General features: G+C 66.0%; 13 protein-coding genes. 4 read left to right on the top strand and 9 right to left on the bottom strand.

Annotated features, from left to right (window positions below; genetic code table 11):
* Window positions 1-17: 17 nt before the first annotated feature.
* Genes ABZX12_RS29570 through ABZX12_RS29560 form a run of 3 tightly spaced genes read right to left on the bottom strand, consistent with a single transcriptional unit; the run spans window position 18 to window position 1325 of the window.
* Entirely contained in the window at window positions 18-578 is a 561-nt protein-coding gene (locus tag ABZX12_RS29570; protein ID WP_355698412.1) for a GNAT family protein, read from the bottom strand.
* 18 nt (window positions 579-596) lie between these two features.
* Entirely contained in the window at window positions 597-1013 is a 417-nt protein-coding gene (locus tag ABZX12_RS29565; RefSeq protein WP_355698410.1) for a hypothetical protein, read from the bottom strand.
* A gap of 9 nt (window positions 1014-1022) precedes the next feature.
* Window positions 1023-1325 (bottom strand): SEC-C metal-binding domain-containing protein, encoded by a 303-nt coding sequence (locus tag ABZX12_RS29560; RefSeq protein WP_355698408.1) that lies wholly within the window; start codon window positions 1323-1325, stop codon window positions 1023-1025.
* A gap of 141 nt (window positions 1326-1466) precedes the next feature.
* On the opposite strand from ABZX12_RS29560, the gene ABZX12_RS29555 reads away from it, so the two are divergent.
* Complete coding sequence (locus ABZX12_RS29555) at window positions 1467-2354, top strand: LysR family transcriptional regulator (protein WP_355698406.1); 888 nt, start codon at window positions 1467-1469, stop codon at window positions 2352-2354.
* Between the two features lie 4 nt (window positions 2355-2358).
* Here ABZX12_RS29555 and ABZX12_RS29550 read toward each other — a convergent pair whose 3' ends face one another.
* Window positions 2359-3342: an aldo/keto reductase gene (locus tag ABZX12_RS29550; RefSeq protein ID WP_355698404.1), complete on the bottom strand. Its 984-nt coding sequence runs from the start codon at window positions 3340-3342 to the stop codon at window positions 2359-2361.
* A 61-nt stretch (window positions 3343-3403) separates the two neighbouring features.
* Here ABZX12_RS29550 and ABZX12_RS29545 point away from each other — a divergent pair, with 61 nt between their 5' ends.
* Entirely contained in the window at window positions 3404-4267 is an 864-nt protein-coding gene (locus ABZX12_RS29545; RefSeq protein WP_355698403.1) for a LysR family transcriptional regulator, read from the top strand.
* 57 nt (window positions 4268-4324) lie between these two features.
* Here ABZX12_RS29545 and ABZX12_RS29540 read toward each other — a convergent pair whose 3' ends face one another.
* Window positions 4325-5299, bottom strand: coding sequence for an aldo/keto reductase (locus ABZX12_RS29540; RefSeq protein ID WP_355698401.1), 975 nt, complete (start codon window positions 5297-5299; stop codon window positions 4325-4327).
* Window positions 5300-5782: 483 nt separating this feature from the next.
* Here ABZX12_RS29540 and ABZX12_RS29535 point away from each other — a divergent pair, with 483 nt between their 5' ends.
* Window positions 5783-6589 (top strand): hypothetical protein, encoded by an 807-nt coding sequence (locus tag ABZX12_RS29535; RefSeq protein ID WP_355698399.1) that lies wholly within the window; start codon window positions 5783-5785, stop codon window positions 6587-6589.
* Window positions 6590-7019: 430 nt separating this feature from the next.
* Window positions 7020-8264, top strand: a complete 1245-nt coding sequence (locus ABZX12_RS29530; RefSeq protein ID WP_355698397.1) for a DNA cytosine methyltransferase — start codon at window positions 7020-7022, stop codon at window positions 8262-8264.
* Here ABZX12_RS29530 and ABZX12_RS29525 read toward each other — a convergent pair.
* The 4 genes from ABZX12_RS29525 to ABZX12_RS29510 all read right to left on the bottom strand — a co-directional run bounded on the left by ABZX12_RS29525 (window position 8257) and on the right by ABZX12_RS29510 (window position 10833).
* On the bottom strand, window positions 8257-8691 hold the full coding sequence (locus ABZX12_RS29525) for a very short patch repair endonuclease (protein ID WP_355698494.1): 435 nt from the start codon (window positions 8689-8691) through the stop codon (window positions 8257-8259). The genes ABZX12_RS29530 and ABZX12_RS29525 overlap by 8 nt on opposite strands.
* Before the next feature lie 56 nt (window positions 8692-8747).
* On the bottom strand, window positions 8748-9764 hold the full coding sequence (locus tag ABZX12_RS29520; protein WP_355698395.1) for a NaeI family type II restriction endonuclease: 1017 nt from the start codon (window positions 9762-9764) through the stop codon (window positions 8748-8750).
* A 341-nt stretch (window positions 9765-10105) separates the two neighbouring features.
* Window positions 10106-10486: a hypothetical protein gene (locus ABZX12_RS29515; protein ID WP_355698393.1), complete on the bottom strand. Its 381-nt coding sequence runs from the start codon at window positions 10484-10486 to the stop codon at window positions 10106-10108.
* The gene (locus ABZX12_RS29510; RefSeq protein WP_355698391.1) at window positions 10483-10833 is read right to left on the bottom strand and encodes a hypothetical protein; all 351 of its coding nucleotides are present in this window, start codon (window positions 10831-10833) and stop codon (window positions 10483-10485) included. Before ABZX12_RS29510 ends, ABZX12_RS29515 begins: the two co-directional genes overlap by 4 nt.
* Between the last annotated feature and the right edge of the window lie 813 nt (window positions 10834-11646).

The raw sequence follows: 11646 nt of genomic DNA, 5'->3' as shown, positions 1-11646 counted from the left end.
GCAGCGACCCGCCGAGACTAATGTGCGAGAGGGTTCAAACCACCGTCCGTCACCGAACCGTTGCCGAGCTCCGGCGCCGGGTCGTCGCGCAGCCTGCTGTACAGATAGCCGTCCCGGTACCGGCCGGCGCGGAACTCGCAGCCGCGGATCACGCCTTCGAGGCGGAAACCGGCCTTCTCGAGCGATTTCTGTTCCGCGAGGTTCTCCGGATGTGTCGCCGCCTGGACCCGGTACACCGGCGTGTGCTCGAACAGGTACGCCGTCAGCATCGCCTGCGCCCGCCAGCCGATGCCGCGTCCGCGGTGCTCGGGCAGCAGCGCGATCCCGATCTCCCAGTAGTTCGTGACACTGTCGAACGACCCCGAGCGCCACGACACGATCCCGGCGGTCGTGTCTCCGGTCCGGACCATCAGCCGCGAGTCCTCCGCGCCGAGGAATCCGTCGTCGGCGAACCGCCGGACCGGCGCCTGCGCATCCCGGAACCCGCCCCAGTCGAGCCCGATCAACCCGGGCTCCACCGCGAACCGCTGCAACAGCGGCACATCCTCCGCACGCACCGGTCCCAGCACGACGTCCATGTCTGCCCCGGTGAGGTTCTACAGACCCAGGTCGCGGAGGAACTCTGGCTTGTAGGCCTGCATCACCACGTACCGCGGGTCCGGGACTTCCATGTTCGCGTTCTTCGCGGCGTCCTCGGCGGCGTCGTGCGGGCCGACCGGGACACTCGGGTCGGCCCAGTCCTGCTCCTCGGCGTTCCACCGGGTGATCGTGTAGTGCGCCTCGAGGCGGTCGTCGGCCACGAGCTCCTTGGCGGTGCGCTCGGCCTCCTGCGCGTCCTCGAGCGTGTGCGTGTACATCAGCATCCGGTTCCCGTCGCGGGTGACCGTCACCTGACTGCCCAGCCGCTTCTGCGCATCGTCGTCGAGATCGATAGCCCGCAACCGCTCCCAGAACGTCAACCCGTGCTCGTCGTTCCCGAGCACGACCTCAACCCGAAACTCCTCATCCGCCATGCCCACACCTTATCCAGTGAGGGCCGGGCCAGCCGGAACGGGCTCGGCGGCGGGCAGCGGACCACCGCAGCATTTCTTGTACTTGATCCCGGAACCGCACCAGCACGGCTGATTGCGCGGCGGCGGCCACTCGACACGTCGGCCGGCGGACAGATTCTCGTGCTGGAGCCCGGCGTTTCGCAGGCGGTCCAGCAAACCGCGGTACGTCCAAGTCGCGATCGTGGCGCGCTGTCCGTGAGCGCGCAGCTCTCGCTCGACCACGCGGCAGCAGCTATATCTCTCAGGCGCGCGTGTGACGGATCGCCAGGCCATCACAATGGAGCTCTCGGTGTGGACCGCCGCGTGGCCGCGGCGCGATCCGCAGATTGTGATGGGCTGGGGATCCGCGGGGCAACACGTTCAATATGTGGCGCCGCAGAATCGGGCTGGTTCGATCGACTACAGTTCTTAGTCATGGAGCTGAGGCACTTGGAACACTTCGTGGCGGTGGCCGAGGAGAAGCACTTCACGCGGGCCGCCGAGGCGATGTCGATCTCCCAGTCGGGTCTGTCCGCCTCGATCCGCGCGCTCGAGCGTGAGCTGCGCGCCTCGCTGTTCGTGCGCAACACCCGCAGCGTGGAGCTCACCGAGGCGGGCCGGGCGCTGCTGTGCGAGGGTCGCCGTACGCTCGCCGCAGCCGAGGCCGCGAAGGACGCGGTCGCCGCGGTCCAGGGCCTGCTGCGCGGCCACCTCACCGTCGGGCTGGAGCAGTGCCTCGGGGTGGTCGACGTACCGGCGTTGCTCGCGAAGTTCCGGTCCGCGTACCCAGGGGTCGAGATCGAGGTCCGCCAGGGCGGCTCCACCCCGATGCTGGACGAACTCGCCTCCGGCCGGCTCGACGTCGCGTTCGTCGCGACCGCCGGCGATCCGGTCGACGGCCTCGACCTGCGACCGTTGTCGCGGGAGTCGATGGTGCTCGTCTGCGCTCCCGACCACCGGCTGGCGAAGGCGTCCGGCGTGACGCTCGACGATCTGGCGGGGGAGTCGTTCGTCGACTTCGACCGGACCTGGGGCGCCCGCGCGATCTCCGACCGCGCGTTCGCCGACGCCGGGGTGGCGCATCCGGTCACCATCGAGGTCAACGACGTGCACACCCTCCTCGCGCTCGTCGCGCACAACCTCGGCGTGGCCCTCGTCCCGGAACGTATCGCCGCCAAGCGCGGCGACCACGTCACCGTCACCCTCGCGCCCGGGGCTGCGTCGCACTGGCAGGTCTCGGTCGCCGTACCGACCGGAACCGCCGCCTCCCTCGCCGCCGACGCCCTGCTCGGCATGCTTCCGACGACGGCGGTCCACGCTTAGATTCTCAGAGGAGCGTGCCGCCCACAGGCGTCAGGCGGGCGAGCACTGCGTCGATGCGGGTGAGCGTGTCCGGGTGGAGCGTGATGTCCGCGGCCGCCAGGTTCTCGACGATGTGCGCCGGCGTACGGCTGCCAGGAATCGGTACGACCGCCGGATCCTGGTGCAGCAGCCACGCGAGAGCAAGCTGACTGCGCGTGATGCCGAGGTCCGCGGCGAGTGCCTGCAGCGCCTCGTACGACGCGTTGTTCGCCTGCAGACTCGCGGCGTCGAAACGCGGCGCGTTGTTCCGGAAGTCGTCCTTGTCCAGCGCCTGCACGGTTCCGGTCAGGAAGCCGGCTCCGAGCGGGCTCCACGGTACGACGCCGACGCCGAGCTCGCGCGCGACGTCGAGCAGCTCCGGGTCGATCGGCCGCCACATCGACCACTCGGTTTGTACGGCGGCGATCGGGTGCACGTCGTACGCGCGCCGCAGCTCCTGCGGGGTCACGTTGCACACGCCGAGGTGCCGTACCTTGCCATCGGCAACGAGTTCGGCCATCGCGCCGACGGTGTCCTCGATCGGCACCTGCGGGTCCGGGAAATGCAGGTAGTACAGGTCGATCGCGTCGATGCCGAGGTTGCGCAGGCTCTCATCGGCGTACTGCTGGACGTATTTCGGCTCGGCGTTGACCAGCAGTTGCTCGAACGCGAACCCGACGTTCAACGGGTGCGCCTCGGCACCTTCGCTGAGCCGCAGTCCGAACTTCGTCGCGACCGTGACCTCGTCGCGCCGTTGACGGATCGCCCGGCCGACCAGTTTCTCGTTGTGCCCGTCGTCGCCGTACGCGTCGCTGGTGTCGATGAACGTCCCGCCGGCGTCGATCGCCGCGGTCAGCGCGGTGAGCGCCCGGGCGTCGTCGATCGCGCCGTACATGCCGGGGGAGAGCACCATCGCGCCGAAGCCCATCGCCGGTACGTCGAGCCCGCCGAGGTTGCGTGTGTTCGTCATGCGCCCAGCATCGATCGGCCGGTGCCGATTGCACCAAGACCTGTTGGTATAACCGTTGGTTATGGACGCGCATCTGCGGGAACTCCGGTACTTCGTGGCCGCCGCCGAGGAATCGACCGTGACCGCCGCGGCGGCGCGCCTGTTCGTCTCCCAGCCCGCGCTGTCCAAGCAGCTCCGCGCCCTCGAACGGCGGCTCGGCTTCGACCTCTTCTCCCGCCGGCCGCGCGGCCTGGAGCTGACGTCGCAGGGGAGCGCGCTGCTCCCCGTCGCGCGGGATCTGCTCGCCTTGTGGGATCGCGGGTACGCCGAGGCGCGCGCCGCCGCCCATCCACAGCAACTGGTCGTCGGAATGCAGACGGCTGTCGGGCGTGATCTGCAGCGCCCGGCCGTCGCCCGGTTCCGCTCCGCGCTGCCGGGCTGGACGGTGTCGCTGCGCCTGGTCGGCTGGGACGACCCGACCGCCGGGCTCGGTGACGGCACCAGCGATGTGGCGTTCGTCTGGCTCCCGGTCGCCGGCGACTTCGCGACCCGCGTCCTGATCACCGAGCCTCGCTGGGTGGCGCTACCTTCCCAACACCCCCTGGCCGACCGGTCCGAGATCCCTTTCTCAATGCTCCTGGATGAGCCGTTCGTCGCCCTGCCCGCGGCCGCCGGCCCGCTCCGCGACTTCTGGCTCGCCGTCGACGAGCGCCCCCACCCACCGGTCGTGGCGGCGGAGGCCACGGCTGCCGACGAGGTCCTCGAACTCGTCACCGCCGGCGTCGGCGTAGCCCTCCTCGCCGTCGGCAACGCCGGCCTGTACCAACGCCCCGGCCTGACCTGCCGCCCGGTCCCCGACCTCCCACCGGCCCAGCTCGCCGTCGCCTGGCGCTCCGACGACACCCGCGACGCCGTACGTGTCTTCCTCGCGGCTCTCGGAGCCTGAACACACAGCGGGGACCTTGGACATCACCTGAGATGTCCAAGGTCCCCGGGCAGTGTCCTACCAGGCGTAGTCCTCCGGGGCGGTCTTGTAGCCCGGGAAGATCTCGTCGAGGCGGGTGAGGGTCTTCTCGTCGAGCTTGATGTCGACCGCGCGTACGGCGGACTCCAGCTGCTCCATCGTCCGCGGCCCCACGATCGGCCCGGTCACGCCGGGCTGGTGCAGCAGCCACGCGAGCCCAAGGTCACCCGGCTCGTGTCCGAGTTCGTCCGCGAGCGCCTCGTACTGCTCGATCTGCGGCCGGAGCTTCTCGAGGGTCTCCTTGGCGCGCCCTTCGAGGCGCCGTACGCCCTCGTTCTCCTTCCGGATCACGCCACCCAGCAGCCCACCGTGCAGCGGCGACCACGGGATCACACCCAGCCCGTACGCCTGCGCCGCCGGCAGCACCTCACGCTCGATGTCACGCTGCGCCAGGTTGTACAGCGACTGCTCACTGACCAGCCCGACATAGTTCCGCCGCTTGGCAGCCTCCTGCGCCTGCGCGATGTGCCACCCCGCGAAGTTGCTCGACCCGGCGTACAGGATCTTCCCCTGCTGCACGGCGACCTCCATCGCCTGCCAGATCTCCTCCCACGGCGTATTCCGGTCGATGTGGTGGAACTGGTACAGATCGATGTACTCCGTCTGCAGCCGCTTCAGCGACGCATCCAGCGCGCGCCGGATATTCAGCGCCGACAGCCGTCCTTCGTTGGGCCACCCATCGCCCATGTCCCCATACACCTTGGTGGCCAGCACCGTCTTGTCCCGGTTCTTGGGATCCTTGGCGAACCACTCCCCGATGATCTCCTCGGTCCGCCCCGGGTAGATCGCCCGCCCGTACCCATTGGCCGTATCGAAGAAGTTGATCCCCTTGTCATGCGCCGCATCCATGATCGCGTGCGCATCCCCCACCTCGGTCAGAGGCCCAAAGTTCATAGTCCCAAGCACGATCCGACTAACCGAAAGTCCCGTACGCCCAAGCTGAGTGAAGTCCATACCTTCCACCCTCCCTCCGCGCCGCCCAGACTTCCAACAGAAGAACCTGCACAGTCCGATCACCCGCCGTTCTAAGTTGAGAAGGCGGTAGACCCCACGCGGTGTTACGCACGCCGGCATTGGTGTCTGGCGGTGATGATCGAGCGGATCTGGTAACGAGTAACCCCCGATCGCGACGCCCGACACCTCCAGACGGGTGACAGGTTGCGCCGCCGTGGGCTCGCGATTATCCGCATGTCCACAAAACCATGCATTTTTCGGGCCTCGGCGACAAGTGATCAACCGCCCTGCAGCAATCCTGTCTCGATCCTGGCAAGGCGCTCGCCTCCGACCTAGGACGTCGCAGTGCAACGAAATCGTCTGCGGCAGGCGCCGACGCCAGCTAACCGGCCCGTAACAAAGACCTGCCGGTGTGTGTCTCTGCCGGCTGGTGTCACGCGCGATTGAGTGACTGCCCACATGGCGTCGGGATAAGCTCCCCCAATGCCCGAAGACAGACATTATCCCTCTGAGGCGTACTCGCCAGACGGCACTCTCTGGTGGCAGCTAAAGCTAACGCCCGGTAAGAAGCGACGCTTTGGGGATGAGCAGAAGATTGCTGCCTACCTTGCCTGCCACGTCCGCAAGAACGGAAGGTTCACCATGCGCGAGCTTCGTGCCGCTCTGGGGGAGGCTACCATCCCGAACGATGCGGAGCACCTCAATCGGCGCCTACGAAACCTTCGCCTTCGAGATGGTTGGGATATCCCGTCCGCGAAGGACGATGGCAGCCTTGCGCACGACGAGTACCTAGTTCGCAAGATCGGCTGGCACCCCGGCACCGGCGCGCCACGGCCCACGGGTGATGCGCCATCTGAAGCGACCCGGCGGAAGGTATTCGCTCGGGACAAATCCATATGCCAGGTGTGCTTCACGCCGGGCGGCGAGCCTTATGCGGATATGCCGGACAAAATGGCCCGACCTACTCTTGGTCACCGAGTGCCGGGGAAGCGGCTCGACAGCAAGGCCACCGTGGACGAGTTGCAGACGGAGTGCGCACGGTGCAACGAAACGGTCCGCGACGAGCTATTCGACCCCGTGACGCTGCCTGAGATCTTGCCGACAGTGCGTAACCTGCCTCGTCAGGCCAAGAAGGAACTCTTGCGGTGGATGCAGGACGGAAAGCGATCCGCGAGCCGCGCTGAGCAGGCTTATGCGGACCTCCGACGCCTCTCTCGAGACGAGCAGAAGCAGGCTGTCCAGATATTGAGCCGCATGGTCGGCGACCCACGTCCCGGACCGCAGGAGTAGAGCCTTGAACCCGACCGCGCCCTCAGTGGTGTGGCAGGCAAAGACTGTCGAAGCCTCCCGAGTCTCTCCGCTGCGGGGAGGTGTCCAACAGGGTGTGTCCATGCACTGTGATGGGTTGCGCTGCTGATCGCGGGTGCTGGAGATCAGAGGGGCCGCGGTCGCGTCCACGCGTGCTCGGAAAGTAGTTGGTGTGTGGGCCGGCGGGCGTCCCACGGACCCTTGCGGGGGAGCGCTAAGCTCTGCGTGTTCGATCCCCTGGCAGAGCGGAATCTATCGGTATGAGATCGGTCGAGTCGATGCGGTGCGCGGCTCGAAGTCTGAGCTGCATTGGCGTTAGTCGGACCCTTGCCACCAGCCTTCTCGCAGATTTGACCAGGCTCGAAGTCCATCTCTACACTCGAACGAATGTTCGAACTACGGGGGAGGTCTCGTGAGTTCACTGCGAGTAGTAGAGATCTGTGCGGGCGCCGGAGGTCAGGCGCTTGGGCTCGAGCTTGCTGGATTCGAGCACGCGCTCGCTGTCGAGCTTGATCCCATGGCTGCGGAGACCCTGAAGCTCAACCGGCCGAAATGGGATGTGCGGGTCGGCGATGTGGCGGATCCCGCAGTATGGGATCCGGAAGACTTCCGCGGTATAGACCTCCTGGCCGGCGGTGTGCCCTGCCCTCCCTTTTCCATCGCCGGCAAGCAGCTTGGTGCCAACGACGAGCGTGACCTCTTCGCGTGGGCCGTCGAACTCTGCGGGATCATCCGGCCGCGCGCCCTGATGCTTGAGAATGTCAGGGGTCTATCCGCGCCACGCTTCTCGGCGTACCGACAGCACGTCCTCGACCGCTTGAGTGAGCTGGGGTACGTCGCCGACTGGCGACTGCTGCAGGCCTCCGACTACGGGGTGCCGCAATTGCGTCCTCGCTTCGTGCTCGTAGCGCTCCGCGAAGAGGATGCCCCGTACTTCAGCTGGCCTGAGGCGTCATCATTGCGGCGGACGGTCGGCGAAGAGCTCGTCGACCTCATGGGTGCGAATGGATGGAAGCACGCCAGGCACTGGGCAGATCGGGCAAACAAGATCGCTCCCACCATCGTCGGCGGATCCAAGAAGCATGGCGGCGCAGACCTTGGTCCGACCCGTGCCAAACGAGCCTGGCGCGAGATGGGCGTCGACGGTCTGGGAATCGCGGACGCTGCCCCGTCAGCTGATGCTCCAGAGGACCACGACCCCAAGCTGACTGTCGAGATGGTTGCGCGGCTCCAAGGCTGGGATGAGAAGAAGTGGCATTTCGCCGGCCGCAAGACCTCGAAGTATCGCCAGATCGGGAACGCGTTCCCACCTCCGGTTGCGAAAGCGATTGGTCGCCAAATCGTGGCTGCTCTTAATCACGAAGGTGAGCCGCGCGATCAGACCGTGGCTGTCACTCACGACGAGGTTTACCGAGTCCTGCGAAAAGCCAGCGATCCGCTAACGATCGTCGAGATCTTTGAGCGCATCGATGGATCTCTAACTCTCGAAGAGATCGAGCTTCGCCTTAAGCACCTGATGCGCGACTTCAACATGCATCCTGTCGAGTCGGAATCCGGCGATCCAACCTACAAGCTCGGTGACTTCCGCGCCTTCATCGGCCAAGACGACCACATCCGCCACGAATACCTGGCACAGATGCGTTCGAAAGTCAGTTAGGCCGCGACCTATCGAGTGCGGCGACAACCTTGCAGATTGCCGCTTCAAGTTGTTCGTGCTCCCAGATCCGGATAACCTTCCAGCCGTCGTGCTGCAAGGCCGAGTCGGCCAGTCTGTCCCGTTCGACGTTGCGCTGGAGCTTGGGCGACCAGTAGCCGGTGTTCACCGTCGGCTGGCGTCCATGTACTGGACAGCAATGCCAGAAGCAGCCGTCGACGAAGACCGCGACCTTACGTGCGGTAAAGACGATGTCAGGCCGTACTCTTCGGCTTGAGGTTTGAATGCTCAGGTCCTTACGAAAGCGGTATCCGCCGCGGTGTAAGGCCGATCGCAACTCGACCTCAGGCTTCGTGTTAGTGCGCCGGATCGCCTGCATGTTCCGTGAGCGGCCGGGCGTGGTTGGACTGTCGCCGTACGAAGGTCTGATGCGGGTCTCGGAGCCTCGTGTAGAGCTCGCTGCATGTATTTGGCGTCGCTTAGAATTCATTCTGCCAACTCGGTGTCAATCGATTCTGAGCGATCTACCTTCGATCTGCGAGTGCTCGGTAGTTTCGGAGCCGGCTCTGTACAGGGTTCGCCGTCCCTGGCCAGTCGCCAAGACCGCCCGTCGAGCGCTGTCGTCCATGGTTCGCCGTGATCGGCCGGGACGATGCGGAGGCTCACGACCTCGCCTGGTTCGGGTACTGCCTCTGCTCCGAGCTGTCGGGCGACACGTCGATGCGCCTCGTAGTCTCCTCCCGGGATCACGTACCCCTCCTGCCTGAGGACAGTCCGTGCTCCGTGCCCGTTGTCCCTGACGCGAGCCATGTAGTCGTCTTGTTGAGCAAGCGTCGCAATCGTGTTGCGCCCAACTCGTTTCTGAGTTACTCGCCTGAGGAGCTCTGTAACTCGTCCTTGACCCTTCTTCGGGGCTAGCACAGCCTTCAGCGTCACAGGGTCGAGGCCAAGCAAGATGTTGGGAGGAAGACTGGCTTCGATGTGGAGCCACGCGATCTGACTCCTGCCGCGCGAGCTCAGGCTGGCCTTGGAGTCGCGGTTCTTGCCCTGGTTGCGGTTCTCGTCGCTGGCCCGCACGACGCCGACACTCCAGGTCCCACGCTCATCGTCGGCCGTAGCGACAAGCAGCAGTTGGCCGAAGCATTCAGGGGGCAGCATCCAGCCGCCCAGTCGCTGTGAGTATTTGCAGTCGACGTCGTGGTTGCGAATCCGGTAGTCAAGCAGATGAGAGTCGTCGGTGTCGTCGATCACGTCGTCGAAGGCCCGTCTCAAGTTGATCTCGAGGAGTGTCCCGAAGTGCGTCTTCTCGGTCTTGTACAGCTGCTCCCACCGGAAACGGCCTGTGTGCTGCCCGTCGTACAGCTGGTCGAAGGTCGCCCGGAATACCTTTGCCGTGCGTTTGCCGTCGGGGTCGGCGGCCAGATACGCGGCCGCTACCTCATCCCGCGCTGGGTCTGGATCGGGCTCGTTGAACGGCATGTTAGGCAGCAGTGCGTCGCTCATGGCACATGACAATAGTTGGTACCACGACAGCACTTGCGCAGATGCCCAGACGTCACGACGTCGTCGACCAGGTAACGGCTACTTGCTCTGCGACTGGCCGCTGTTTGAGGTGCGGCGTGGGGGTGCGGGGGTCTGGTTTGTGGTTGGTGGTGTGGAGCTCGTGGGTGGGGCGAGGCCTTCCATGGCCTTGAAGGCCTGGGCGAGGTCGGGTGGTAGTGGCATGCGGGGTGGTGCGACGGGGCGGCCGGCTTCTTTGCCTGGGCCTACGGCTGGGCGGACAGTCGGGAGGTGGTCGAGTTCGTCGAGGGCGACGCCTTTGGTGCGGCCGAGGCGAGTGGCGGTTACGTCGAAGATCTCGCCGTCCTTGCGGGGGCGAAGGCGACGATCTGCCTGACCGGCAATTGCGATTCGGTCGGGCCTTCGAATTCTCGGTAGGTCAGTCTGTGCGAGGGTCCCATCGACCGCCCGCGCCGGTTGAACTCCTCTACGACCGGAATCTTGATCTCTGCGCAGTCGCGGAGATCTGGATGATTGTCCGAGCGGCCGAGGCGCTCGCCGGCGAACTCGTCCTCGCGGCCCTCGCGCAGGGCGCTCAGGCCGAGGCGAACTGCTTCGAACTGCTTGGCGGCAGGACCGTTGGGATCCGCCTTGGCGCGGGCGTAGAGGTCGCGAAGCTCGTCGCGGAGCTCCGGATCAATGATTAGGTGGTATTTCGCCGTCATCGCGATGCGGGCGGTTCGTTGTCGCTGTCGAGGTTCCAGCCGAATTCCTCAGCCAGCTCGTCGGCCGAGACGTTGTCCTCTACGCGGTTCGTGGCCAGGCGGCGCCGGGTGACTTCGCGAACCTCGGCGGCCTGCTCCGCGTCCGCTGCCAACTCTTCGAGCTGTTCCCAGCGGTCGAACGGGATGACCACGCCTTCTGGTTGACCGCTGTCGCCGAAGATCAACGGCTCGGCCTGCCCTGCACGGAACCGCTGCAGCATCCGTGGGAGGTTGTGTGCGGCGGTCGCCGTGTCGATGACATTGACACGGTCACCATGAGGCCGGTCTTGCGGCGTCTCGGTCGACATCTCAACTCCCTCGCTAGCCTCTGCCCAGCCTAAAGGACGCTGTCATTTCTTCGGGCTCGGTTTGAAGTCGAAGTCGAGGGGTTCGTTTAGGTTCGTGTGGCGCCTGAGGCATGTGCGACATCGGATGCTGCGGCCAGCTCGATGCGGAGGTCTGCAGGGAGGGCTTGGCGGATCGGTGGGACGGGCCCAGTTCGCGGGTTGCCGCGACTCCGGGAAGGCCGAGAACTTGATTCGGCGCAGTCGCCGAGGTCATGCGCGGCGTAGCCGAGGCGCTTGCCGGAGAAGTTGGTCTCCTGGCCGTGGGCAATGGCTCCGAGCCCGAGCTCGAGAGTGCGGAACTCGCGGTCGCGGAGGCCGCCTGGTTGTTGCCGACCGGCCTGTCGAAGGACGGCGAGTTGCTGCATCACCTCCTCGCGGACGAGACGGCGGTTATTGCTAGTCAGGCAAGTTCGAGTCGTCGACGGGCTCGTCGAGATTCAGCCCGAGATCTGCGGCGACGTCTCGATCGGGATCGAGCGTCCCGGTGGCGCGAGGCGCTCCCTTGCGACGGCGTAGGTGGCGTCGAATCCCTCGTGGTCGGTTGCCGGCGCATCGAGCCGGCGCCAGGGGTCCGGTTGCCGCCGTCTCCGAAGATCAGGGGTTCGGACCGGTCCGCATGGAACCGCTCGAGCATCTGCGGGAGGAGTTCGGCGGTCGGCGACGTCTTGATGACTCAGACGCGGTCCCCGTCGGGGAGGAGGTACGGCGTTTCGTCGGAGTCCATTGGTGGTCCTCTCGGGTGGGTTGGGACGTGTTCAGGAGAGGAGTTCGAGG

Origin of the sequence: Kribbella sp. NPDC003505, from assembly GCF_040610875.1 — a bacterium.
Taxonomy (GTDB): Bacteria; Actinomycetota; Actinomycetes; order Propionibacteriales; family Kribbellaceae; genus Kribbella.
Note: the sequence above shows the minus strand (reverse complement) of the source record. Positions and strands in the feature narration are given on the sequence as shown.